The organism is Mumia xiangluensis, assembly GCF_010994095.1.
GTDB classification, from domain to species: domain Bacteria; phylum Actinomycetota; class Actinomycetes; order Propionibacteriales; family Nocardioidaceae; genus Mumia; species Mumia xiangluensis.
In genome coordinates, this window is the sequence record NZ_WJYO01000003.1 from 539,916 (window position 1) to 562,941 (window position 23,026).

The 23,026-nt window shown below is 70.9% G+C and carries 23 protein-coding genes; 8 read left to right on the plus strand and 15 right to left on the minus strand.

Going from position 1 to position 23,026, the window contains the following annotated elements; genetic code table 11:
* Nucleotides 1-31: 31 nt before the first annotated feature.
* The gene (locus tag GH747_RS12925) at nucleotides 32-1,165 is read left to right on the plus strand and encodes an NAD(P)H-dependent amine dehydrogenase family protein (protein WP_149769974.1); all 1,134 of its coding nucleotides are present in this window, start codon (nucleotides 32-34) and stop codon (nucleotides 1,163-1,165) included.
* A 115-nt stretch (nucleotides 1,166-1,280) separates the two neighbouring features.
* Here the strand turns inward: GH747_RS12925 and GH747_RS12930 are convergent, their stop codons facing one another.
* Entirely contained in the window at nucleotides 1,281-2,435 is a 1,155-nt protein-coding gene (locus GH747_RS12930; protein WP_149769975.1) for an acyl-CoA dehydrogenase family protein, read from the minus strand.
* 97 nt (nucleotides 2,436-2,532) lie between these two features.
* On the opposite strand from GH747_RS12930, the gene GH747_RS12935 reads away from it, so the two are divergent.
* From GH747_RS12935 to GH747_RS12945, 3 genes are read left to right on the plus strand one after another with little or no spacing between them, the layout of a single operon-like run.
* Nucleotides 2,533-3,444, plus strand: a complete 912-nt coding sequence (locus GH747_RS12935) for an enoyl-CoA hydratase-related protein (protein ID WP_149769976.1) — start codon at nucleotides 2,533-2,535, stop codon at nucleotides 3,442-3,444.
* 5 nt (nucleotides 3,445-3,449) lie between these two features.
* Entirely contained in the window at nucleotides 3,450-4,337 is an 888-nt protein-coding gene (locus tag GH747_RS12940) for a CoA transferase subunit A (protein WP_149769977.1), read from the plus strand.
* On the plus strand, nucleotides 4,334-5,170 hold the full coding sequence (locus GH747_RS12945; RefSeq protein WP_149769978.1) for a CoA-transferase subunit beta: 837 nt from the start codon (nucleotides 4,334-4,336) through the stop codon (nucleotides 5,168-5,170). Before GH747_RS12940 ends, GH747_RS12945 begins: the two co-directional genes overlap by 4 nt.
* A 9-nt stretch (nucleotides 5,171-5,179) precedes the next feature.
* Here the strand turns inward: GH747_RS12945 and GH747_RS12950 are convergent, their stop codons facing one another.
* The 4 genes from GH747_RS12950 to GH747_RS12965 are packed head-to-tail and all read right to left on the minus strand — an operon-like array spanning nucleotide 5,180 to nucleotide 9,343.
* Nucleotides 5,180-5,944, minus strand: coding sequence for an enoyl-CoA hydratase/isomerase family protein (locus GH747_RS12950; protein ID WP_149769979.1), 765 nt, complete (start codon nucleotides 5,942-5,944; stop codon nucleotides 5,180-5,182).
* Complete coding sequence (locus GH747_RS12955) at nucleotides 5,941-6,819, minus strand: MaoC/PaaZ C-terminal domain-containing protein (RefSeq protein ID WP_149769980.1); 879 nt, start codon at nucleotides 6,817-6,819, stop codon at nucleotides 5,941-5,943. The genes GH747_RS12950 and GH747_RS12955 overlap by 4 nt, the downstream gene beginning before the upstream one ends.
* Before the next feature lie 4 nt (nucleotides 6,820-6,823).
* A complete protein-coding gene (locus tag GH747_RS12960) occupies nucleotides 6,824-8,473 on the minus strand; it encodes a class I adenylate-forming enzyme family protein (protein ID WP_149769981.1) in 1,650 nt (549 codons plus the stop codon).
* 3 nt (nucleotides 8,474-8,476) lie between these two features.
* Nucleotides 8,477-9,343 carry an SDR family NAD(P)-dependent oxidoreductase gene (locus GH747_RS12965; protein WP_149769982.1) on the minus strand — a complete coding sequence of 289 codons (867 nt, stop codon included), beginning with the start codon at nucleotides 9,341-9,343 and terminating at the stop codon, nucleotides 8,477-8,479.
* Nucleotides 9,344-9,433: 90 nt separating this feature from the next.
* Here GH747_RS12965 and GH747_RS12970 point away from each other — a divergent pair, with 90 nt between their 5' ends.
* A complete protein-coding gene (locus GH747_RS12970) occupies nucleotides 9,434-10,657 on the plus strand; it encodes an acetyl-CoA C-acetyltransferase (RefSeq protein ID WP_149769983.1) in 1,224 nt (407 codons plus the stop codon).
* A 30-nt stretch (nucleotides 10,658-10,687) separates the two neighbouring features.
* A complete protein-coding gene (locus GH747_RS12975) occupies nucleotides 10,688-11,644 on the plus strand; it encodes an NADPH:quinone oxidoreductase family protein (protein ID WP_149769984.1) in 957 nt (318 codons plus the stop codon).
* Here GH747_RS12975 and GH747_RS12980 read toward each other — a convergent pair.
* The 9 genes from GH747_RS12980 to GH747_RS13020 form a co-directional block, all read right to left on the minus strand.
* The gene (locus GH747_RS12980; protein WP_149769985.1) at nucleotides 11,641-12,126 is read right to left on the minus strand and encodes a nuclear transport factor 2 family protein; all 486 of its coding nucleotides are present in this window, start codon (nucleotides 12,124-12,126) and stop codon (nucleotides 11,641-11,643) included. The two genes, GH747_RS12975 and GH747_RS12980, sit on opposite strands and share 4 nt — an antisense overlap.
* A gap of 25 nt (nucleotides 12,127-12,151) precedes the next feature.
* Complete coding sequence (locus tag GH747_RS12985; RefSeq protein ID WP_149769986.1) at nucleotides 12,152-13,780, minus strand: AMP-binding protein; 1,629 nt, start codon at nucleotides 13,778-13,780, stop codon at nucleotides 12,152-12,154.
* A gap of 40 nt (nucleotides 13,781-13,820) precedes the next feature.
* Nucleotides 13,821-14,981: an acyl-CoA dehydrogenase family protein gene (locus tag GH747_RS12990; RefSeq protein ID WP_149769987.1), complete on the minus strand. Its 1,161-nt coding sequence runs from the start codon at nucleotides 14,979-14,981 to the stop codon at nucleotides 13,821-13,823.
* Complete coding sequence (locus tag GH747_RS12995) at nucleotides 14,981-15,991, minus strand: acyl-CoA dehydrogenase family protein (protein WP_163695579.1); 1,011 nt, start codon at nucleotides 15,989-15,991, stop codon at nucleotides 14,981-14,983. The genes GH747_RS12990 and GH747_RS12995 overlap by 1 nt, the downstream gene beginning before the upstream one ends.
* Nucleotides 15,992-16,052: 61 nt before the next feature.
* A complete protein-coding gene (locus tag GH747_RS13000; protein WP_163695582.1) occupies nucleotides 16,053-17,048 on the minus strand; it encodes a TIGR03619 family F420-dependent LLM class oxidoreductase in 996 nt (331 codons plus the stop codon).
* Nucleotides 17,045-17,689 (minus strand): PaaI family thioesterase, encoded by a 645-nt coding sequence (locus tag GH747_RS13005; RefSeq protein WP_149769990.1) that lies wholly within the window; start codon nucleotides 17,687-17,689, stop codon nucleotides 17,045-17,047. The genes GH747_RS13000 and GH747_RS13005 overlap by 4 nt, the downstream gene beginning before the upstream one ends.
* Nucleotides 17,686-18,222, minus strand: coding sequence for a nuclear transport factor 2 family protein (locus GH747_RS13010; protein ID WP_149769991.1), 537 nt, complete (start codon nucleotides 18,220-18,222; stop codon nucleotides 17,686-17,688). Before GH747_RS13010 ends, GH747_RS13005 begins: the two co-directional genes overlap by 4 nt.
* A 16-nt stretch (nucleotides 18,223-18,238) precedes the next feature.
* The gene (locus GH747_RS13015) at nucleotides 18,239-19,216 is read right to left on the minus strand and encodes an acyl-CoA dehydrogenase family protein (protein ID WP_149769992.1); all 978 of its coding nucleotides are present in this window, start codon (nucleotides 19,214-19,216) and stop codon (nucleotides 18,239-18,241) included.
* The gene (locus GH747_RS13020) at nucleotides 19,213-20,355 is read right to left on the minus strand and encodes an acyl-CoA dehydrogenase family protein (protein WP_194842911.1); all 1,143 of its coding nucleotides are present in this window, start codon (nucleotides 20,353-20,355) and stop codon (nucleotides 19,213-19,215) included. Before GH747_RS13020 ends, GH747_RS13015 begins: the two co-directional genes overlap by 4 nt.
* Nucleotides 20,356-20,467: 112 nt before the next feature.
* On the opposite strand from GH747_RS13020, the gene GH747_RS13025 reads away from it, so the two are divergent.
* Together GH747_RS13025 and GH747_RS13030 are read left to right on the plus strand one after the other, a co-directional pair.
* Nucleotides 20,468-21,382 (plus strand): LLM class flavin-dependent oxidoreductase, encoded by a 915-nt coding sequence (locus GH747_RS13025; protein ID WP_149769994.1) that lies wholly within the window; start codon nucleotides 20,468-20,470, stop codon nucleotides 21,380-21,382.
* Nucleotides 21,379-22,167, plus strand: coding sequence for an enoyl-CoA hydratase/isomerase family protein (locus GH747_RS13030; protein WP_149769995.1), 789 nt, complete (start codon nucleotides 21,379-21,381; stop codon nucleotides 22,165-22,167). The genes GH747_RS13025 and GH747_RS13030 overlap by 4 nt, the downstream gene beginning before the upstream one ends.
* On the opposite strand, the gene GH747_RS13035 is transcribed toward GH747_RS13030, so the two are convergent.
* Complete coding sequence (locus tag GH747_RS13035) at nucleotides 22,154-22,954, minus strand: FadR/GntR family transcriptional regulator (protein WP_163695585.1); 801 nt, start codon at nucleotides 22,952-22,954, stop codon at nucleotides 22,154-22,156. The two genes, GH747_RS13030 and GH747_RS13035, sit on opposite strands and share 14 nt — an antisense overlap.
* Between the last annotated feature and the right edge of the window lie 72 nt (nucleotides 22,955-23,026).

The following is a 23,026-nucleotide window of genomic DNA, read 5'->3' on the forward strand; positions in this document are numbered from 1 at the left end:
GATCTCTCCCGACCCCTGGAGGTCCCTGCCCATGGAGCGAACCCGTCCGTACCGCGTCGTCGTCTGGGGCCCGGGCTACACCGGCTCGCAGGCGCTGCGGGAGATCGCTCGACGGCCCGAGCTGGACCTCGTGGGATGCGTGGCGTACTCGCCGTCGAAGGTCGGCCAGGACGCCATGGCATACATCGGAGAGGAGCCGTGCGGCATCACGATCACCGACGACAAGGAGGCGATCTACGCGCTCGACGCCGACGTCGTCCTGTACGCCGGGGCGTCGACGCCGGACGAGTCCGCGCGGCACGAGGAGATCACCCGGCTGCTGCGCTCGGGCAAGAACGTCGTCACCACCACCGCGTACTTCTTCCCCTGGCAGCACGGCGAGGACTACGTCCGGCCGCTGGAGGACGCGTGTGCAGCGGGCGGTACGACGCTGCACGGGACGGGGGTGCACCCGGGGTGGTTCGTCGAGCGCTTCGCGCTGACGAGCGCGAGCCTGTGCACGTCGGTGTCGTCGATCGCGGTCCGCGAGGTGTGCGACCTCAGCCACCACGCCGGCGAGATCATCGCGGCGATCGGCTTCGGCAAGCGACCCGAGCGTCTCGGGTCCCGCACGCGCAAGGAGATCCTCAGCCGCTACTACTTCGAGTGCATCGCCGGGCTCGGCCACCTGCTGGGGCTCGAGCTGGACGAGATCGTCGCCGAGGTCGTCTACGTCCCCAGCCCGCGGACGTTGGAGTGCGCCGGGGTGACGGTCGAGGAGGGCACGGTCGCCGTCGTCGACGGCACGTGGTCCGGCGTGGTCGGTGGCGAGACCGTGATCTCGATCCGCGAGCTGTGGTACCTCGACGCCGATCTCGTCGATCCCGCGATCACGGTGAGCTCTCCCGACATGTACGAGGTGGCCGTCGAGGGCCTGCCGATCGACGTACGGACCCGCGCCGACCTGTTCACCTCCGACACCCATGACGTCTTCGGCGTCGACGACCGGCAGTCCGCCGCGAACCTGGCGACCGCCGTCCAGCTCGTCCAGGCGGCACCCTCCGTCGTGGAGGCGCCGCCCGGGATCCTGCTCGCCCCCGGATTCGCGTACCCGGCTGCCGACCTGCGGACCATCCCCGACCCGCTCGCTCGCCGCCCGCGGCCCATCCCAACCCTCATCCGCTGACCGCCCTCCCCCTCCCCCTCGACCCGACGCCGCATTGGTACGCGAGTGGTCACGCGGACGACACCGGTGACCACTCCCGCACCAACGCGGCGAGGTCAGGAGAGGACAGGAGGGGTCAGTACGAGCGCGGCAGGCCGAGGGTGTGCTGCGCGACGTAGTTCAGCACCATCTCGCGGCTCACCGGCGCCGAACGCATCAGCCGCGTGAGGCCCCACAGGTCGGCGATCCCGTACTCGCTGGCGAACGCGTTGCCGCCGTGGACCTGCACGGCCTGGTCGAAGGCGAACAGCACGGCGTCGGCCGCGGCCAGCTTGGCGACCGAGGCCGACTCCCCGACCGTCGGCTCGCCGTGGTCGAACTCCCACGCGGCCTTGTAGGCCATCAGGCGAGAGAGCTCGATCTGGATCTTCGCCTCCGCCAACGGGTGGGAGACGCCCTGGTGGGCACCGATCGGCTGACCCCACACGTCCCGGCTCTTCGCGTACGACACGGCCTTGCCCATGAAGTAGCGCCCGAGCCCGACCGCCTGCGCCGCGACGTTGATCCGCTCCGGGTTCAGGCCCGAGAAGACCTGGAGCATCCCCTTCCCCGGCACACCTCCGACGAGATTCGCCTCGGGGACGTCGACACCGTCGAGGAAGACCGAGAACTGCCGGTCCGGCTCCTTGATCTCCATCGCGATCGGCTGGTACTCGAGCCCCGGCCGGTCGGTCTCGACGATGAAGAGCCCGAGCTCCGCACGGCCCGACGGATCGGTCCCGGTGCGCGCGACGACCAGCACCGCATCGGCCACGTCGATCCCGGTGATGTACTGCTTCTGCCCTGACAGCCGCCATGTCCCGTTCTCGAGGCGCGCAGTGGTCGCGAGGTTCGGGGCGTTCGACCCCGACCCCGACTCGGTGATCGCGAACGCCATCTTCTGCTGTCCGGACGCGAGCGCGGGAAGCCAGCGGCGCTTCTGGTCCTCGGTCCCGAAGTCGTCGATGATCGGGCCGCACATGCCGGCGACGATGAGGAAGATCAGCGGGCATCCCTGGGCCGCGAGCTCCTCGATCACGATCGCCATCTCGTAGATGCCGCCGCCACCCCCGCCGTACTCCTCGGGGAGGTTGACGCCCCCGAAGCCCTGCCCGAACACGGTGCTCCACAGCTCGTCGACGAACACCCCGCCTGTCGTGCACTTCACGAAGTAGTCGTGGCCGAAGCCCGCCCCGATCTCGGCGACTGCCGCTCGGATCGCCGCGTGCTCGGGTGATTCTCGAAAGTCCATGCCAACCTCTTCGCCGGATCGGGTGCTCCGTCCCACCTTGCCAGCCAACTAGTCGGTTGACTAGAGTCGAGCGACAGTTCCGGCACGGAGGGGATCCATGAGCGATGTCGCGTTCGCCCTCGACCACCACGTCGCGACCCTCACGTTGTCGCGACCGGACTCGCTCAACGCACTGAGCGACTCGATGCTCGACGAGCTCGTCGCGCTCTTCGACCGCTGCGACACCGACGACGACGTGCGCTGCATCGTCCTCACGGGCGCGGGCCGTGCCTTCTCCGCGGGCGCCGACCTCAGCGGAGGCGCCGACACCTTCGCCGACTGGTTCGGCGGCGGGGACTCAGCCGGCGCAGCGGCCGATGCGGGCGAGCAGGCGTCGTGGCGCGAGCCGCGCAGAGACGCCGGCGGTGTCATGGCCCTGCGGATCTACGACTCGCTCAAGCCCGTCATCGTCGCTCTCAACGGCCCGGCCGTCGGCGGCGGCGCGTCGCTCACCTTGCCTGCGGACCTCCGTCTGGCATGTCCCGAGGGGACGATCGGCTTCGTGTTCACCGCACGGGGGCTCGTCCCCGAGTCGTGCTCGAGCTGGTTCCTCCCCCGGCTCGTCGGCATGTCGACCGCTCAGGAGTGGATCCTCACGTCACGCAAGATCGGGGCCGACGAGGCCCTGGCAAAAGGCCTGCTGCACGCGGTGCACCCGGCGGACCGCCTGATGGACGAGGCGTACGCGATCGCCGACCGCATCAGCACGCGCACGGCCCCGGTCTCGGCCTCGCTCGCGCGCCGGATGCTGTGGCGGTCGCTCGAGCTCCCTCATCCGATGCGCGCGCACGAGATCGAGACACGCGCCCTCGACGCCCGCAGCACCAGCGCCGACGTCCGCGAGGGCGTGACGGCCTTCCTCGAGAAGCGACCGCCGCAGTTCCGCGCCCGCGTCAGCACCGACCTCCCCGACGTCTTTGCCTCCCTTCCCACGCCGGCGTACGTCGCGCCGCGGCTCGCGAAGGACTGACACCGATGCCGGACAAGGTGATGACGGCCGCGGAGGCGGTCGGGCTGATCCGTGACGGCGACGTCGTCGGGCTCCAGGCCGGACCGACGCAGTGCGCACCGATGAGTCTCGTGCGCGCACTCGTCAGGGCCGGCCGGCGCGACCTTCATGCTGTCTCGCTCAGCGGGTCGATGGCCCTGGACTGGCTCGCGACCAGCGGAGCGCTCACCCGCCTCACGACCGCGGCCGTGACGATGGAGAGCTACGGCATGTGCCGCCAGGTCCGGCGTGCCGTCGAGTCGGGCGTCGTGGGGTTCGAGGAGCTGTCCGAGACCGCTCTGCTCGCCCGCCTCGGCGCGGCCGCCCGAGGACTCCCCTTCCTGCCCACCCGCGGCATGCTCGGCTCCGACCTCCTGTCCGTCGGCAACGCTCATCTCGCGGTGATCGACGACCCGTTCGGGGGGCCGCCGGTCGTCGCCTGCCAGGCACTGCGACCCGACGTCGCGCTCCTGCACGCCCATCGGGCGGACGCCGACGGCAACGTCGCGGTCGACCCCGGCCCGCGCCACCCGATGACCACCCTGCTGCCGCGTGCCAGCGACCGGGTGGTCGTCAGCGTCGAGGAGATCGTCGACGCCGACACGCTCCGCGAGCATCCGGAGCAGACCATCCTCCCGAGCTTCGCGGTGGACGCCGTCGTCCTCGCGCCGTACGGGGCCCACCCGACGTCGCTCTTCCCGCGGTACGACTACGACGCGGCGGCCTTCCAAGCCTGGGTGGACGCGTCGCGCGACCCCGCCGACGCCGAGGCGTTCCTCGCCTCGTACGTGCACGGACCGGCGACGCACGACGACTACCTCGCCCTCGTCGGTGCCGACCGCCTGTCCGCTCTCACGATGGAGCGGGCGTCGTGAGCGGCGCGAAGCGGTCGACGGAGGCACAGCCCGGCGACGCTCCGTCCACCAGCTACTCGGTCGACGAGCTCGTCGTGAGCCGTCTCGCTGCGGAGCTCGCGGACGACGACCAGGTGCTCAACGGCCTGTCGTCGTTCGTCCCCGTCTGCGCGATCGAGCTGGCCCGGCGGACGCACGCGCCCGGCCTCGTATGGGTCGCGGGCGGGACCGGTGTCTCGCCGTCACACCCGAGGATGACGGCGTCCACCTTCGAGTGGCCGCTGTGGGACAGCGCGCTGATGTACGTCGACGTGGCCACCGAGCTGTGGGACTGGGTGGCCGACCCGCGGCGCTTCCGCACGTTCTTCGCCGGCGCCGCCCAGCTCGACGCCTTCGGCAACGCCAACATCTCGGTCGTCGGCGACTACCACCGCCCCCGCGTACGCCTCTCGGGGACGGCGGGTCTGGCCGACATGAGCGTGCTCGACAAGCGGATCGTGTACGTCGTCACCGACCACGACCCGCGCACGCTGGTCGAACGCGTCGACTTCCGGTCCGGAGTCGGCTTTCTCGACGGGTACGGCGAGCGCGCGCGCCGCGGCCTGGGAGGCGGGCCGGCGCTGGTCGTCACGAACCTCGCCGTGTTCGACTTCGCGCCGTCCTCGCAGCGGATGCGGCTCCGTACGGTGCATGCAGGGCACACCGTCGACGACGTCCTCGCCGCCACCGGGTTCGTCCCCGTGATCGCCGACGACGTCACCGTCACCCCGGCGCCGACCGTCGCGCAGGTGGCGCTCCTGCGCGACGAGATCGACCCCGAGGGCTACCGTCGACGCGGCTTCCCCGCTCGGTGACCCGCGAGGTCACCGCCCCGTGAAGACCGGGTCGCGCTTCTGCGCGAACGCCGCGAACGCCTCCGCCACGTCGGTCGTCCCGGTCGCGACGACGGCAGCAGCCGCCTCGGCGTCGAGCTGGGCGTCGAACGCCGTCTCGTACGAGGCGTGGAGGAGCTGCTTGGTCAGCCTCTGGGCGACCGGCGCGCCTGCGGCGAGCCTGCCGGCGACCTCGCGGGCGCGTGCGAGGAGGGTGTCGTCGGGGACGACCTCCGCGACGATGCCGAGCGCCGCCGCCTCGTCCGCGCCGACCGGCTCACCGAGCAGCGCGAGCCGCTTCGCCGTCTGCATTCCGACGATCCGGGGCAGCAGCCACGAGCTGCCGAAGTCTGGGACGAGTCCGCGCTTGACGAAGACCTGGCAGAACACCGCACGCTCCGACGCGACGGTGAGGTCCGCGGCCAGCGCGATGCTCATGCCCGCCCCGTACGCCGGGCCGCCGACCGCGGCGACGACGGGCTGCGGGAGCCGGTGCAAGGCGCGCGCAGTCTCCTGGATGCGTCCCATGATCGCGACGACCGACTCGTCCGGCACCGTCTCCGCGAGGTGTGCGCCCGAGCAGAAGGCGCCCGGCGCGCCGGTGATCAGCACGGCACGGTCGCCCGACGATCCCGCGACCTGGCGCAGAGCGTCGCCGAGCGCCGCGAACTCGTCCGGCGTGAGCGCGTTGCGGCGCTCTGGCGCGTTCAGGGTGATCTCGACGACCCCGTCGCCGCGGACGACATCGATGCTCATGCGGTCGCCTCGTGGGCGGCGACCACGATCTCCCCGCCCGACAGCGCGGGCGCACCGTCGCGGTCGAGAACCTGAGTCGTGAAGAGGATCCTGTCCGATGCGACCCACACCGCGGTACGCAACGTCTCTCCCGGGAAGACGACCCCGGCGAACCGCGCCTCGAGCGACCGCACCGCCGACGACCGCCCGTCGAGCACGCGGTCGACGACGGCCCGGCAGACCGCCCCGTAGGTGCACAGACCGTGCAGGATCGGGCGCGGGAAGCCCGCCGCGGAAGCGACCTCCGGATCGCTGTGCAGCGGGTTCCGGTCTCCGAGGAGGCGGTAGAGCAGGGCCTGCTGCGGGAGGATCGTCGTCTCCAGGATGTGGTCCGGCGCGCGGTCGGGCGGTGCCGGCGGACCGTCGGGGCCTCGATCACCGCCGAACCCGCCCTCACCGCGGGAGTACATCCGCATGCTCGACGTCCACAGCGGCTCGCCGTCGGAGCCCACTGCCTCGCTGTCCACGACGATGATCGCGGCGGACCCCTTGTCGTACAGCGCGGCGACCCCGGTGGACACCTCGGCCTTGCCGTCGCGCGGGATCGGGCGGTGCAGCTCGACCCGCTGGCTCGCGTGCAGGATCGTGCTCAGGTCGACGTCGACCCCCGGAAAGCTCACCGCCGGCGGTGAGGTCGCGCGCAGGGTCGGCGCGACCACCGCGAAGGTCGGCAGCACCTCCTCTCCGCGCTCGGTCGCGTACGCGAGCTGCCGCACGTCGGTCGGATCGGCGCCGGCTCCGAGCGCGAGGTGGTAGAGGAGGACGTCGGACTCCTGCCAGCTGATCGGCGTGACCGAGGGCGGTGCGTCGAGGGCGGCGGAGGGGTCGATGGGCATCGGTCTAGCTCCTTGCGGTGGTGAGGTCTTCGGGGTTGCCGGGTTCAGTGGCCAGAGCTTCGTTCGTCTCCTGCCGGACGGTGACCCGGCGGATCTTGCCGGACGCGGTCGTCGGCAGCTGGTCCACGAACCGCCATGCGATCGGGATCTTGAACCGCGCGACTTTGCCGGTCAGGTGAGCAGTCAGCTCGTCGGTCGAGATCTCCGCCCCCGGGACGGGCACCACGACTCCGGCGACCGTCTCGCCCAGCCGCGCGTCGTCGACACCGACGAGCACCGCGGCCGCGACCTGTGGCAGCTGCACCAGCAGCTCCTCGACCTCAGCCGGGTAGATGTTCTCGCCCCCGCGGATGATGACGTCCTTCGCGCGGTCGCGGAACTCGATGTACCCGAGCTCGTCCATCGCCCCGACGTCGCCGGTACGAAGGAAGCCGTCCTCCGTCATCGTCGCCGCGGTCTGCTCCGGGTCCTGCCAGTACCCGGCCATCACGTTCGGGGACTGCACCTGGATCTCGCCGGGCACACCGACCGGGCAGGTCTCGCCGGTCAGGACATCAGCAATCCGGACTGTGGCTCCCGGGAGCGGTCTGCCGACCGTACGCGACAAGGTCTCCGGATCGTCCGCGACATCGGTCGAGGTGATGAGCGGGCACTCCGACTGGCCGTACCCGATCACGGTCGGCGCCCCCAGCTGGTCACGGATCCGCTCGACGACCGCACGGCTCACGGTGGCGCCTCCGAGGCCGACGGAGGCGATCCCCGCGTCGCGCGCGTCGTCGCCGAGCCGGTCGAGGAGGTCGACCAGCATCGTCGGGACGCCGCCGAGCCGGGTGATCACCCCCGTACGCAGGAGGTCGGTCGCCTCGCTCGGGTTCCACCGGTCGACCACGACGAACGATCCCCCGCCGAGCGGGCCGCCGAAGACGACGAAGCACGAGCCTCCGATGTGGTGGTACGGGACAGGGTTGAGCCAGACGTCGTCGTCGCCGATCACATCGTGGTGGTTGCGTTGGAACGCCCCGTTGACCGCGGCCCGGTGGCTCACGACGGCACCCTTGGCGCGGCCCGTCGTTCCTGAGGTGAACTGGATGAGGAACGGGTCCTCTGGCGCGACCACAGGGAGGTCGCCCACCGGCTGCGACGCAGCCCACGGGAGCAAGTCGTCGAGCGCGACGACCTCGATGCCGCCGACCAGCCCGGTCGCCCGGGGCTCGAGGTCGTCGCCGGCGACCGTCGCCCCCGCGAACACGATCGACGGAGTCGTGAGCCCCACGCCGTGGCGGACCTCATCGTCGCTCCAGCCGGTGTTGAGCGGCGTCAGGATCGTCCCGGCGTACGCGCACGCGTAGTGCAGCAGCACGTACGAGACGGAGTTGCGGCCCCAGACGCCTACCCGGTCGCCGGGCGCGAACCGCCCGGCGAGGGCGCCCGCGATCGTCCGGGCATCACGGTCGAGCGCGGCGTACGACAGCTCCCGCCAGGCGCCGTCCTCACGCCACCGCAGCGCCGGCGCATCGCCGAGCTCGGGCAGCCGGCGGGCGAGCATCTGAGGGAGCGACTCCTCGAGCACGTCGTCGAGGCGGTCGGCCTCCCAGTACGCGAGGGAGCCGATGCGTCTCCGCCCGTTGGTCGGAACGGCACTCGTCTGGCTCATCGGTCACTCCGGCAGCTCGACGGCCTGGCCGGGGATGCTCCACTCGGACAGGTCCATGATCTGCCCGAGGTTCGCGGCGATGTCCTCGATCGTCGCGTCAGCGTTCTCGTAGCCCTGCGTCTGAGCGATGAACGTGCGCGCGAACGTCCCGGCGACGGCGTGGAAGATCTCCCCGGTGGTCTCGCAGGACTCGTGGCACAGGTAGCCGACCATCGGCGCGACCCGGTCCGGCGACATCTTCTCGTGCAGGCGCTCAGGAAGCATCGCCGCCGTCATCGCGGTGGCTGCCCCGGGCGAGATCAGGTTGACCTTGATGCCACTGCGAGCGCCCTCGACGGCGAGCGTACGGCCGAGTCCGACGAGCGCGGCCTTGGCCGACGAGTAGTTCGCCTGGCCTAGGTTGCCGTACAACCCTGCGACGGAGGTCGTGAAGACGATGCGGCCGTACTCCTGGGCGCGCAGGTGCGGCCATGCCGCCTTCGTCAGGGCGTACGAGCCGAAGTAGTGGACCGCGAGCACGTCGGACAGCTCCTCGTCGGACATCTTCGCGAACGACCGGTCGCGCACCATGCCGGCGTTGTTCACCAGGACGTCCACGCGGCCGAACGCGTCGAGCGCGGTCGCGACGACCGACTCGCCGGCGCCGGCCTCGCCGATCGATCCGTTGTGGGCGACGGCTGTGCCGCCGGCCTCGGTGATCTCCTCGACCAGAGCACCGGCAGGCGTGCGACCGTCGTCGTCCTTGACGTCGAGATCGTTGACGACGACCTTCGCACCCCGCGAGGCGAGCAGCCGCGCGTACGCCCGGCCAAGTCCCCCGCCCCCGCCGGTCACGACCGCCACCCGGTCGTCGAAACGAAGCTCTGCCATGTGCGCTCCTCCAGCTCGTGGCGACCCTGCCGAGCCGCGCGTGGCGCCAAGTATAGCCAACCAACCAGTCGGGCAGTAAAGTACCGAGACATGAAGAATGTCGTCATCGTCGATACCGTCAGGACCCCCCGAGGCAAGGGCAAGCCAGGCGGTGCGCTCAGCAGCATCCACCCCCAGGAGCTCCTCGCCGGCGTGCTGCGCGAGCTGCAGCACCGCAATGCCCTCGACCCGTCGACCGTCGCCGACGTCATCACCGGGTGCGGCAACCCGGTCGGCACCCACGGCGACAACGTCGGACGCCTGGCCGCCCTCGCCGCGGGCTGGCCCACCACCGTCCCCGGCGTCACCCTCAACCGCGCCTGCGGGTCGGGCCAGCAGGCCATCAACGCCGCCGCGATGATGGTCGAGTCCGGCCAGGCCGACGTGGTCGTCGCCGCCGGCGTCGACATGATGTCGCAGTACCCGATGCCGGACCGCATGACGCTCGACGCGGGCAACGAGCGGCTGCGCGAGCGCTACCCCATCATCCCGCAGGGCATCTCCGCCGACCTGATCGCGACGGTCGAGGGCTTCTCGCGGACCGACGTCGACGCGCTCGCCGCCGAGTCCCAGCGTCGCGCGGCCGAGGCGATCGCGGACCACCGGTTCGCGCGATCGATGGTCCCCGTCCTGGCGCCCGACGGCACGGTCGTTCTCGACCACGAAGAGCTCCCCCGCGCCACCACGGCCAAGGCGCTCGCCGGGCTCAAGCCGTCGTTCGGCGGACTCGGGCGCGAGACGTTCGAGGGGTACGCCGAGCCGTTCGACGCGATGGCGATCCGGACGTATCCCGAGGTCGACGAGATCGAGCACGTGCACCACGCCGGCAACTCCTCCGGACTCGCCGACGGAGCCGCCGCCGTGCTCGTCACCAGCGAGGCGTACGCCCGGGCCCAGGGCTGGACGCCACGCGCCCGCATCGTCGCGACCGCCACCGCCGGAGCCGAGCCCGTCATCATGCTGACCGCACCGGGCCCTGCTGCCCAGAGGTGCGCGGACCTCGCGGGGATGTCGCTCCAGGACGTCGACCTGTTCGAGGTCAACGAGGCGTTCGCCTCGGTCGTCCTGCGGTTCAGCCGCGAGGCCAAGGTCGATCTCGACCGTGTCAACGTCAACGGTGGCGCCATCGCCCTCGGCCACCCCATCGGCGCGAGCGGGCCGATCCTGATGGCGACACTGATCGACGAGCTCGAGCGCAGCGACCGCACGACGGGCCTCGTCACCATGTGCACCGGCGGCGGCATGGGCACCGCGACCGTCGTCGAGCGGATCTGAGCCGGGGCGCGCGAGCGATCCGGACGCGACATGCGAGCCGTTCTCGTCACGGACCGGACCGGACCGGCCGGCGTCCACGTGCGCGACGTGCCGACCCCGCGCCCGCACCCCGACCACGTCCTGGTCGAGGTGCGGGCGGCGGGCGTGACCTTTCCAGACCTGCTCCTCGCGTACGGGCGCTACCAGGAGGTCCCGGAGCTGCCGTTCGTCCTCGGCGGCGAGTTCGCCGGCGTCGTCCTGGACGCGCCGTCGGGCTCCGCCTTCACCCCAGGGGACCGCGTCGTGTGCTCCAGCTACACCGGGTTCGCCGAGCAGGCCAGCGTGCCCTGCGGGCGCGTGCTGCCGCTGCCTGACGACATCACCTTCGAGGACGGGGCGTGCCTGCCGGCGAACTACCTCACGATGATGTTCGGCCTCGGCAGGCGGGGACGGATGCAGGCCGGCGAGCGTGTTCTCGTCCATGGCGCCTCCGGCGGTGTGGGAACGGCCTCGATCCAGCTCGCCCTCGCCCTCGGGGCGTCGCAGGTCGTCGCCGTCACGTCGAGCCCGCTGCCGATCGTCGACGCACGGCTCCATGTCGTCCCGGTCGAGGGATTCGCGGCGCGGACGAAGTCCCTCACCGAAGGCCACGGGGTCGACGTGGTCGTGGACCCTGTCGGTGGGGACCGCATCGTGCAGTCTCTTTCCTGCATGGCGCCCGGCGGCCGGGCGCTCGTGCTGGGCTTCGCCTCGGGGACGATCCCGACGATCGACGTCGGTCTGACACTCGAGCACCAGGTCGACCTCGTCGGGGTCGGCTGGGGCGCGTACCTCGTCAACCAGCCCGAGACCCTGCGCGAGGAGTGGGACAGTCTCGTCTCCCTCATGCGCGAGCACCCCCGCCTCCGGCCCGTCATCGACCGCATCCTCACCCTCGACGACGCGGCGGACGCGTTGCGTGCGCTCGAGGACCGTCGTGCCCGCGGCCGGCTGGTGCTGCGGCCCTAGGTCCACAGGCGCGGCTCGACGGCGTGGAGCTGGGCGTCCCGCGGCGCCGCGGGACCGCCCGCTCCCCGCGGAGCGATCGCTCGCGACCAGGTGATCCGGCACCGACGGTCCGCAATCCGCCAGCCTTCACCGGTACGGCGCAGCACGTCGTCGTACCAGGCGTCGCCTTCGCGTCCGGCGTACCCGCCCTCGGTCGTGGTGGCCAGGCGCCACGACACCCGGGAGAACGCGACAGCACGGTCGCGGTCGCCGTCGACCCGGACGACGTGGCCTGTAACCAGGTGCTGGGTGTGGTCGTACCGCTCGTGCAGGCGGGCGAAGTCGGCGACGAGCGTCGCGCGGTCGGACCAGTACCCGCCTCGTCCGTAGTCCGCGCGCACGTCCTCCGCGAAGACCTGATCGAACAGGTCCCAGCGGCGGCCGTCGACGGCGAGCGCGTAGAGGTTCACGTTCTGCTGGATCAGCACCTCGTCACAGGCCACGCGACGCTCCGCGTCCTACGGTCCCCTAGGCGGACGCCGGCTGACGGAGCTCTTCGGCGATCCGCCGCGCCTCGGAGTAGACGGCCTTGCCGTTCGGACCGCGGGGCACCGTCTCCACGATCGCCACGTGCCGCGGCGCCTTGTAGCTCGCGAGCCGCTCCTTCACGTGAGCGACGACCTCGTCGGCTCCGATCGCCGGAGCCTCGGGATCAAGGCTGACGACCGCCGCCACCGTCTGGCCCCACTCCGGATCCGGCAGGCCGATCACCAGGACGTCGGCCACGCTGGGATGGTCGAGGATGACGCCCTCGACCTCCTCGGTGAAGATCTTCTCGCCACCCGAGGTGATGCACAGCGAGTCCCGCCCCATCAGCTGGATCGTCCCGTCCTCCAGCACGACGGCCCGGTCACCCGGGACAGACCGTCGTTCGCCCTCGACGACGGGGAACGTCCGCTCGGACTTCTCCGGGTCCTTGTAGTAGCCGAGGGGAAGCCTTCCGACGACGACGAGCGTGCCCACCACGTCCGATCCGGGCTCGACCGGCTTGCCCTCCTCGTCGAGAACCGTCGTGTTCGCGCCCGGGCTGAATCTCCCGGTCGGCGGGATGTTGCCCTTCGTGGCGACGGACCACCCCATCCCGAACCCCTCCGACGACGAGAACCCGTCGAGGATCGACGCCTCGGGCCAGAGCTCGAGGAGACCCTCCTTGCTCGCCTCGCTGAGCATGCCTCCCGACGACAGGAGGTTGCGCACCGACGACACGTCCCACCGGTCGGGATCCTCCGCCCGCGCGGCCAGGATCCGCCGGGCGAACACCTCGCCGGCGATGGTCAGACTCTGCACTCGGTGCCGGTCGATCGTGTCGAGCAGCTCGGCGGGGTCGAGCGAGGGCGCGACCAGCGATGCGACGGCGCCGCCCTTGTGCATGGCCATCGTCGCGCCGAACCAGCCGCTGCCGTGCATCATCGGGCTGCATGAGATGTGGACCGGCCCCGGCTCGACGAGGGTGCCTCGGATGCTCGCCTCGAGGTTCTCAAGGTCGAACGAAAGACCCGCGACGTCGTTGATCTGACGGAGCATGTCGATCACGCGCCACATGACGCCCTTGGGCATGCCCGTGGTGCCGCCGGTGTAGAGGAGGAAGAGGTCGTCGCCCGAACGGCCCCACGCGGAGCGGACCTGGCCGGCATCAGCAGCTGCGGCCTGCTCGTACGGGACCGCCCAGTCGGGGCAGGCCTCCGTGCCGTCGTCGACGTGGAGGTACTGACGGACGTTGCTCAGCTCCGGCCGCAAGGAGGACATGGTCTCCGTGAACGAGCCGTGGAAGACGACCGACGTGACGTCCGCGTCGTCGAAGAGGTAGCGCAGCTCCTCGTCGCGGTAACGGTAGTTCGTGTTGATCGCCGGGATGCCGATCTTGAAGGCCGCGTGCTGGACCTCGAGGTACTCCGGGCTGTTCCGGAGGAAGAGCGCCACCCGGTCGTCCTTGCTGGCGCGCGGATCGAGCAGGGTGCGGGCCACGCCGTTGGCGCGCCGCTCGAACGCGGACCAGGTGAAGCGACGGTCGCCGTGCGCCTGGGCGAGCGCGTCGGGCAGCACCTCGGCGATCGTCTCCCAGACGGTCGCGATGTTCTCGTGGACCTCGGCAGCCATGGTGGTTCCTCCTGCGGGATCGAGCCGGTTGGGGGTGCCGTCAGCGCGACGACGAACGAGGGGGGCGCGGCAGTCCCAGCCGCTGCTGGGCGACGACGGTCTTGAGCACCTCGGAGGTGCCGCCGTAGATGGTGGCGATCTGGGACTCGCGGTAGAGGTGCTGCAGCTCGGCGGCCGGCGACTCGTTCGTACGGTCGCTCGCGAGGCCCTCGACACCGGCGCCGTCGAGCAGTGCGCTGCTCGCGCGCTGGAGGGCCTCCGTGCCGTACACCTTCGCGATCGTGCCCTCGACCGCACCGGCGCGGGCGGTCTCGCGGGACCACGAGGCGTACGCCCCGAGCAGCCGGGCGACCTCCGCGGACGTCGCGGCACGTCCGAGCCGCGCCAGGAACCGCGGATCGGTGCCGTGGTCGCCCGTCCGCGCCCAGGCGACGGCCGCCTCGACGAGTCGCCGCAGCTGGGCGGCGAACTCACCGCCCCGCTCGAACGCGAGGGCGACGTTGACGATCTCCCATCCGGCCCCTTCCGCGCCGAGCCGAGCCGTGTCGTCGACGCGGAGGTCGGAGTAGTACGTCGTGTTGGTCCGCTGGCCGCTCAGGGTGAAGATCGGCGCCGCCGAGAAGCCGGGATCGTCGGTGGGAACGAGGAAGAGCGTGAGACCGGCGTGCTTGGGGACCGTCGGGTCGGTCCGTGCAAGCAGGAAGACGTGGTCGGCGATGCTGCCGGCGGTCGTGAAGATCTTCTGGCCGTCGATCACCCAGCCGTCGCCGTCGCGGACGGCCCGGGTCTGGACCGAGGCCAGGTCGGACCCCGACGCCGGCTCGCTGTAGCCCAGCGCGAGCAGAACCTCGCCGCGGCAGATCGACGGCAGGAAGCGCGCCTTCTGCTCCGGCGTCCCCACCCGGCGGATCGCCTCGCCGATGATCTGCGTGATCGCCAGCCCCTCGACGGGGGCGCCCGCGGCGGCGAGCTCCTCGTAGACCACGTCGCTGTACGCCCGCGGCCAGCCCCGACCGCCGTCCTCGGGATCCCAGTGCGCGCCGACCCAGCCCCGGTCCGCCATCGCCTGGTGGAACGCGTCGTCGTGATAGTTGCCAGACTCGGCCACGCGTGCGCGGACCGCGGGAGTGAGGTGCTCCGCGGCGAAGGCACGGACCTCCGTACGAAGCGCCTCGGCGTGGTCGTCGGTTCCGAAGTCCATCACTGTGCCTTTGCCATCGTCGCCGCGCCGACCGCTTCCCAGAGCTGCTCGGGGTCTCCGCCGTGGAGTCGCAACGCCCTGGCTCGCCGCAGGAAGAGCTGCGCGTCGTACTCGAGCGTGAAGCCGTAGCCGCCGTGGACGTGCAGGCACGCCTCCGCCGCGCGGACCGCGACGTCGCTCGCGAAGGCGTACGCCGCCGTCGCCACGCCGCCACGGTCGGGCTCGGCGTGGTCGAGGCTCCATGCGGCGGCCCGCGAGAGCAGCCGTGCCCCGTCCACCTCGATGGCCACCTCTGCCAGGGTGTGCTGGATCGCCTGGAAGGACCCGATGGGCACCCCGAACTGCTCGCGCACGGTCGCGTACTCGACGGCGACCCGGAGGGCCTCTTCGGCGATCCCCACGAGCACCGCGGCCGTGCCCGCGTGCCACCGGGCCACGCCGCCAAGCCACGATGCGTACGCCTCCTCGTCGCGCGCGAGCACCGTCCGCTCGACGCCGGGCTCGTCCAGGCGCACGGAAGCGGCACCGGTGAACCCGAGGTCGTCCACGGGCTCGGCGACCGCTCCTATGGCGAGGACGAGGTCGGCCCCGTCCAGGACGACGATCCCCTCGGCCGCCGCAGCACCGGCCGTCACCTGCGCGACGCCACCCTGTGCGGGTCGCGGCGCGAACACGATGAGACCGTCACCGGCGGATCCACTCGCGACCGGGACCCCGCTCTCGGCCAGAAGAACTGTTGCTGCTGCCGCCTCGACGAGCGGGACGCAGCCGAGGTGCCGTCCGAGGCTCTCCGCGATCAGCGAGAGCTCGACCGCTCCGCTTCCCGATCCTCCGGCGCCGGCAGGCTGGACCACGCCCAGCGCCCCCATGTCGACGATCACCCGCCACAGATCCGGGTCGAAGCCGGCCTTCTCGGCGGCCCGCACCCGCTCGATCGACGACTCTCGCGACAACGCCCGGTCGAAGGCGGCCACGATGTCGCGCTGCTCCGCGGAGAGCTCAAAGTCCACGCCGACTCCCTCATCGTGCCGAGACGCCGCGGCCTCGGTCAATCACTGTATACCCAACTATCTAGTTGGTTGGCAAGCCCTCGTCAGCCGACAGCGGCGAGTGCGCGGCTGCACGGTCGAATGCCGCGACGAGCCCAGCGAACATCTCGTACGCCGCCTCGTAGCTCGGCGGCACCCGCAGGCCCGACCTGAAATCGGTGACACCGACGGCGACGAGGCTCGCGACATCGGCGAAGAGGGCGTCATGGTCGACCTGCCGGTCGTCCGTGAACCGCGGCGGCAACGCGTACGCGACCTGGATCCGGTCGAAGTCACCGCCCTCGGCCTCGACGAGCGCCCGCATCTCACCCAGGTGCGAGGCGTAGTCCTCCGCGGGTACTCCCCACGGGATCCATCCGTGCGCATACTGCGCGAGACGGCGCGCGACAAAGGGCTTCACGCTGCCACCGAGCCACACCGGCACGCCGTCCGTGCGTGCCGGCTTCGGCATCATGTGGATGCCCTCGAACGTCACGTGCTCGCCGGCGAAGCTCGCGACCGGAGCCGTCCACAGCTCGCGGCAGGCGGCCAGCTGCTCGTCGAGGATGCTGCCGCGCCGCGCGTAGTCGACGCCGAGGGCGTCGTACTCCGCCTGCTGCCATCCGATCCCCACGCCGAGCTCGAAGCGACCGTGCGACAGCGCGTCGATCGTCGCGGCCATCTTGGCCAGCAGCACAGGCGGACGCAGCGGCGCGACCAGCACGTTCGTGCCGATCCGGACCCGCGAGGTCACCGCCGCCATCGCAGAGACCACAGTGAGCGCCTCCATCCACTCACCGTCCGGGCCGGTGGGCTGCGCACCGTTCGCTCGCCCCCCACGCCGAGGATCGGAGTAGTCCCCGAGATCCCCGCCGAAGACGACGTGGTCGCTGACGTAGATGCGGTCGATGCCCGCGTCGTCGGCGGCGCGCGCCTGATCCAGCACGTGCCGCCAGTCCTCGGGCGCCGACGCGGCGTAGTTGCGTACCGAGACGCTGAGCTGCGGTCGGCGCGCGCCGTGCTCGACCCGGCTGCTCACTGCTGCTCCGGTCGCAGCTCGATGAAGAGTCCCGTCGCCTCGGCGCAGACGCGACCTCCGTCGCTCAGCGTGCCGTGCAGGGTGCGTTTGCGGCCGTCGAGGTGCGTGAGACGCACCCGCACCTCGAGGACGCGGTCCAGCGGGGTCAGACTGCGGAAGTCGACCTTCAAGGACGCCGTACGGGAGCGCTCGCGCCCGCCGAGGTCGGAGGTGACGCCCAGAGCATCATCGAACATCAAGGCGATGGCTCCACCGTGGACGACGCCGTTGTTCCCGGCGTGGAACCTGCCGAACCTGGTCGTCGCGGCCAGCTCGTCGTCCTCGTACCGGTCGACCCACAACGGCGGGCTGAACGTCTGCCCCCTGGTCGCGGAGGTGAGGAGACGGCCAAAGATCTGCTCGCTCCCGGAGACCTCGTACGGCTCGAGCAGTGCGCGTGCTCTCTCCATCAGCACGGTCGCCTCCTCGACCACATCCTCGGGCGGGACTGCACCGGCGAGCGTGTCCTGGAGGCTGCCGAGGCTGGCGGTCATGTCCTGCCACCCTGGCGCCATCTGCCGGATGGCCGCCTCCGCCCAGCTCTTCCAGTGCGGGCTCAGAACCGCGATCCGGTTGTCGTCGTCCACGGACACGCGAGTCACCCGAAGAACTCGTACGAAGGGTCAGCACCGCCGCGGCGGCCGCCGGGGTAGCCCCCGCGCTCGGTCGTCTTCTCCCACTCGGCTCCACCGAAGTGGTTGCGCGTCCAGTCCGAGATCACCGTGCGCCGAACGATCCCCCAGGCGCCCTCACGGCGCTCGAGCTCGTCGAGGTAGCGGCCCGACATGACGGCCAGCTCGGGATGGCCGTTGTCGGCATGAGGATGGCAGGCAAGGAAGTACACCTCGGCGCGAGCACGGTCGCCGTCGAGCTCGATGTAGTGGTTGGTGATGTGGTGGTTGCCGACGTGATCCCAGACCGCCTTCGCCCCGTCGACCACGACACCGGCGAAGTCGTGCCCCGGCCCGTCGAACGGACCGTGGTGATCCGTGCCCCCCTCGGCGTACACCGAGCGGATGAGCTCGAGATCGGCCCGGTCGACCCCTCGCGCGTAGCGAAAGAGCAGCTGCCGGATCTCCTCGTGGTCACGTAGCTGCCGCACCTCGCGACGGAGCCGGTCAAGTTCGTCGTCCATCTGCGTACCCTACCAACTAGATGGTTGGAATAGAACCGTCGCCCGGCGCCACGTCGAAGGTCCCGCCGTAGCCGAAGCGGTCGATCGCATCGACGAGCAGCGCCACAGTCCTGCCCTGCCCGAACGGCCGGATCAACGTCGGCGTCACGTGGCGGTCGACCACTGTCAGGTCGTGCTCCTCGCACAGCCCGATGGCTCCGAGGACCTGGTGCGCGTTGCGCAGCACGCTGCCCGCGGCTTCCAGCATCGCCAGCCGTACGGCCAGGGCATCAGCGATGCTCGCACGACCTCGCCGGACCTGGAACCAGGTGAACGTCGCCATCTCGTCGAGGCCGTCCACGGCGACGGCGATGTCCGCGAGCCGCCACCGGATCTCGCCGAACGTCGCGATCGCCTTACCGAACTGGCGACGCTGCGTGGCGTATCGCGCCGCGTCGGTCGCGACCGTCTGCAGCGCACCCGCGATCCAGAACGCGTCGAGCACGTAGGACATCAGTACCGCCGACTCGGTCACGGCAACCCCACCGGCACCGTCGACGAGGTCCACGGCCGCACCGAAGGGGTCGAGCGGGGCGCGCACAGCAGCAGAACGGTTGGCAGCGCGACGCACGCCCCCTCCGTTCGCGTCGACCGCGATCGCCTGCTCGAACAGGTCAGCGTGCTCCAAGAAGCCCGCGCAGCCGTCGACGACGTACAGCGCGTCGACGCCGGGCCGCATCGCAGCCGGCACCGACAGGACGCGAGTGACCGGGTACGGCGCGACCACCTCGCCGCACGCACGGACCGCCAGCACAGCCGCCGACGACTCCACCTCCTCACCCAACGGATCGAGCTCGAGGACCCCGAGGGACTCCAGCGCGGGTCGCAGCTGCTCAACCCGCACTGCCGCCTTCTCCTCGGCGGCACGAGCAAGCTCGACGCCCCCGAGTCCGGCCAGCGACGACCGTACGGCGCTCTGGAGATCGCGCGCCTCTGGTGCCCACGCACGGTTCACTGCTTGGCCTCCTGCATCAGGGAGCGAGCCACGAGCATGCGCTGGATCTCGATGGTTCCGGACGCGATCGTGGCCGAACGGGCGTAGCGGTAGACATCCTCAGCGTGCGAGAGCAACCCGTCGGTACCTGGCCGCAGCCCGGCTGGGCCGAGGATGTCGAGGACCAGGCCGGCGACCTCCTGGTCGAGCTGGATCGACGCGATCCGCGCACCTGACGCCGCGCGGTCGGTCAACCCGCCCTGCTCCCGCAGGGCGATAGCACGGTGGTTCAGAAGCCTCGCGGTTCGGGCATGCACCAGCGCGCGAGCGAAATCGGCGCGCGAGGCCGGGTCCGCGTCGCGGGTGGTCTCGGCAAGCTCGGCGAGCAGGCGCTCGTCGCGCGCGTACCTCGGGATGCCGACGCGTTCGTGGTTGAGGACGTACTTGATCACCTGCCAGCCTTCGTCGACCTCCCCGAGCACGTCGGCGCGGCTCGCGCGAACCTCGTCGAAGAAGACCTCGTTGAGATGCTGCTCCCCCATCATCGACGCGATCGGGCGGACACTGATGCCCGCACGGTCCATCGGCAGCAGGAAGATCGTGACGCCGCGGTTCTTCGAGCGGACGTCATGGCTCGTGCGGGCAGCGAGAAAGCACCAGTCTGCGATCGGTGCGTACGACGTCCAGATCTTCTGCCCGTTGATGACCCAGCCGTCGTCGTCGGCGGTCGCGGGCAACGACAGCGACCCGAGGTCGCTCCCCGCCTCGGGCTCGCTGAATCCCTGGCACCAGATCCGCCTCCCAGCCGCGATGGGCGGGAGATGCGTCCTCTTCTGCGCCTCGGTGCCGAATGCCATGAGGGTTGGACCGACCCAGCTCAACCCCATGTACTGCGGGCCGCGGGGCTCAAGGTGGGCCCACATCTCCTCGCGGAGCACCGTGGACTCCCACACCGATGCGGCAGCGCCCCCGTACTCGACGGGCCAGTCGATGGTGAGCAGGCGCTCGTCGGCGAGTCGGTCAAGCACGGAGCGGACGACACGCCGAACCTCGGGGTCGTCGCTGAACGGCCCAGCCCAGTCATCCGGGAGGAGTTCCGTCAGCAGCTCGCGCAGGCGGGCACGAAGCGCATCGGCGGGGTCGCCCAGATCGAGATCCACATCCACTCCCTCGGTCGCTTATGATATAGATCATTTATATCAGCCAGGAGGGTTCAAGCAACCCTCTGCCCGAACTGCGGCGACGTGTCCGGGAGCAGACAGGAGATGCGGCATGGCGATCGGCCTGACCCTGAGCGATCCAGCCCTCGTAGCGACGGAGGCCGAGCAGGCCGAGGCCGCAGGCTTCGATCTGGTGGCCGTCGGCGAGCATCTGTTCCACCACGGCGGTGCCCCGAACCCGTACGTGCAGCTCGCAGCGGCCGCCGCTGCGACGACACGGATCCGGCTCCTCAGCAGCGTCAGCCTGCTTCCCCTCTATCCAGCGGCGCTGGCCGCCAAGCTCGCGACGACCCTCGACCAGGTCTCCGGTGGACGCTTCGATCTCGGCGTCGGCGCCGGCGGAGAGTACGAGGCTGAGTTCGCGGCCGCCGGGGTGGACCCCGCGACGCGCTTCCGCCGGCTCGACGAGTCGCTCGACGTCCTCAGACTGCTGTTCACCGGCGAGCGAGTCTCGTACGACGGTGAGTTCACCGTCCTGGACGACGTGGCCCTCGATCCGCCGCCCGTCCAGGACGGAGGTCCACCGATCTGGCTCGGCGGACGGGGCGATGGTGCACTGCGGCGCGCCGGACGCGTCGCGCGAGTATGGATGCCGTACATGGTCTCGCCTGAGCGTCTCGCGGAGGGACTGCTGAAGGCGAGACGATCAGCAGAGGAGGCGGGACGCGATCCCGCGTCGATCCGTGGTGCGCTCTTCGCGTTCGTCTGCGCCGACGAGGACGCAGCCTGGGCACGACGGACAGGCACCGCGAACGTCAGCCGCACCTATCAGCAGGACTTCGCACCGCTCGCCGCTCAGTACCTCCTTCTCGGCTCCTCCGACGACGTCTGCTCCCGCATCGCCGAGTTCACCGGGGCAGGAGCAGAGACGATCGTCCTGCAAGTCGCCGCGAACGGTCCCGTGGACCGTCAACGCGTCATGCAGACCTTGATCTCAGAGGTCCTGCCGAAGGTGGCCGCTTCATGACTCGTTCGCACGCCTACCTCGACTCCGACGGTCCCGTCGCCCAGCTCGTCCTCAACCGCCCCGACAAGCTGAACGCCATCGACACGCAGATGCTGCACGACATCGAGGCCTCCGTCGCGCAGGTCGAGGAGGATCGCACCATCAGGTGTCTGGTGGTTCGGGGTGCTGGCCGCGCCTTCAGCGCCGGCGCCGATCTCGTCGCCGGCAGGGCGCGCGTCAGCGATCCGGAAGAGCTCAGCGCCCACGCCGACCTCTGGAGACGGGTGCTGGACCGGTTGGCGGACTGCCCGGTGCCGTCGATCGCCGCCGTCCGCGGCGCGGCGGTGGCCGGCGGGTTCGAGCTGACGCTCGCGTGCGACCTGGTCGTCCTCGCAGACGACGCCCACTACGGTGACGGACACTCGGTCTGGGGCCTGATGCCGAGTGGAGGTGCGTCCCAGCGGCTCCCGAGGATGGTCGGGGCGCGACTGGCCGCGTGGATGCTGTTCAGCGGCGAGCCGGTCGACCCGGAGCTCGCCCGCGCATCGGGCCTGGTCAACGCGGTCGTTCCTGCCGACCAGGTGCTCTCGACCAGCCTCGACATGGCCCGCACGCTCGCCGAGCGCAGCCCAGCCTCGATCGCGGCGATGAAGCGGGCGATCAAGGGTGGGCTGGACGCCGGTCCGCTCGCGGCAGGCCTCGATCTCGAGAAGGCCCTGCTCACCGCGCACATGGACCGGCCCGACGTCCGCATCGGCATCGACGCCTTCATCGAACGGACCAAGCCGGTCTTCAGCCGTGAGTGATGACCCGGACCGGGACCTGCCGCCGACCGCCGTGCTCGTCGAGCACGCGCACCTCACCACCGGACGAGGCGACGAACCGCGATGTGGCCTTGAGGTGGGCCCGGGTCAGCCTGAGTGCCTCGTCTGCGTCGCCCTGCTCGATCGCGTCGCTGATGCGCAGATGAGCGCGGACGACCTCGCGCCGCAGTGCGATCGCGGGGTACTGGCCCTCGACGACGGCCGACGCGGCCCAGGTGAGCTCTTGGGTGTTCCACAGTCCCTCGATGACGCCGACCAGGATCTGCAACGTCTCGTTGCCGGCGGACATGACCAGGTGGTGGTGGAACTGGGTCGAGAGCTCGGTGAACTTGAGGCCGTCCTCCAGCTGCTCCTCAGCCTCACGCGTCAGAGCGCTCAGCTCCCGGCCGATCCTGCGATGGTTGCGGCGGCGGGCGGCCTGCTCGGCCGTCAACGGCTCGACGAGGTTGCGAGCATCGGCCAGGTCAGCGAGCGAGGTGTGCCGCGAGTGCAGAAGCAGGCCGACGTGGTACGCGGCGCCGGCAGGCTGCGGGTGCGTGATGAGAATGCCGCCACGCTTGCCGCGCCGGACCGTGATCAGCCCCTCGGTCTCCAGGATGCGAAAGGCCTCACGGAGGCTCGGCCGACTGACCGGGAACTGCGCCAGCAGCGTCGCCTCCGGCGGCAGCTCCGACCCGTCGACGAGGTCACCGTCGAGGATCCGTGAACGCAGCTGGGACGCCACCGCCTCCGCGACACTCGGGGTGTTGAGCCGCTGGGGCTGAGGCATGGCGCGCGCCGTTGTGGGCTCGCGCTCGTTGCCAGCCATGGATTTCCTCTCCGGCGGGAGAGTGGCACCCGC

Coding starts and splice junctions, on each gene's coding strand:
- GH747_RS12925 (WP_149769974.1), top strand. CDS start 32: ATGGAGCGAACCCGTCCGTACCGCGTCGTCGTCTGGGGCCCGGGCTAC.
- GH747_RS12930 (WP_149769975.1), bottom strand. CDS start 2,435: ATGGACTTTCGAGAATCACCCGAGCACGCGGCGATCCGAGCGGCAGTC.
- GH747_RS12935 (WP_149769976.1), top strand. CDS start 2,533: ATGAGCGATGTCGCGTTCGCCCTCGACCACCACGTCGCGACCCTCACG.
- GH747_RS12940 (WP_149769977.1), top strand. CDS start 3,450: ATGCCGGACAAGGTGATGACGGCCGCGGAGGCGGTCGGGCTGATCCGT.
- GH747_RS12950 (WP_149769979.1), bottom strand. CDS start 5,944: ATGAGCATCGATGTCGTCCGCGGCGACGGGGTCGTCGAGATCACCCTG.
- GH747_RS12955 (WP_149769980.1), bottom strand. CDS start 6,819: ATGCCCATCGACCCCTCCGCCGCCCTCGACGCACCGCCCTCGGTCACG.
- GH747_RS12960 (WP_149769981.1), bottom strand. CDS start 8,473: ATGAGCCAGACGAGTGCCGTTCCGACCAACGGGCGGAGACGCATCGGC.
- GH747_RS12965 (WP_149769982.1), bottom strand. CDS start 9,343: ATGGCAGAGCTTCGTTTCGACGACCGGGTGGCGGTCGTGACCGGCGGG.
- GH747_RS12970 (WP_149769983.1), top strand. CDS start 9,434: ATGAAGAATGTCGTCATCGTCGATACCGTCAGGACCCCCCGAGGCAAG.
- GH747_RS12975 (WP_149769984.1), top strand. CDS start 10,688: ATGCGAGCCGTTCTCGTCACGGACCGGACCGGACCGGCCGGCGTCCAC.
- GH747_RS12985 (WP_149769986.1), bottom strand. CDS start 13,780: ATGGCTGCCGAGGTCCACGAGAACATCGCGACCGTCTGGGAGACGATC.
- GH747_RS12990 (WP_149769987.1), bottom strand. CDS start 14,981: ATGGACTTCGGAACCGACGACCACGCCGAGGCGCTTCGTACGGAGGTC.
- GH747_RS13010 (WP_149769991.1), bottom strand. CDS start 18,222: ATGGACGACGAACTTGACCGGCTCCGTCGCGAGGTGCGGCAGCTACGT.
- GH747_RS13025 (WP_149769994.1), top strand. CDS start 20,468: ATGGCGATCGGCCTGACCCTGAGCGATCCAGCCCTCGTAGCGACGGAG.
- GH747_RS13030 (WP_149769995.1), top strand. CDS start 21,379: ATGACTCGTTCGCACGCCTACCTCGACTCCGACGGTCCCGTCGCCCAG.
- GH747_RS13035 (WP_163695585.1), bottom strand. CDS start 22,954: ATGCCTCAGCCCCAGCGGCTCAACACCCCGAGTGTCGCGGAGGCGGTG.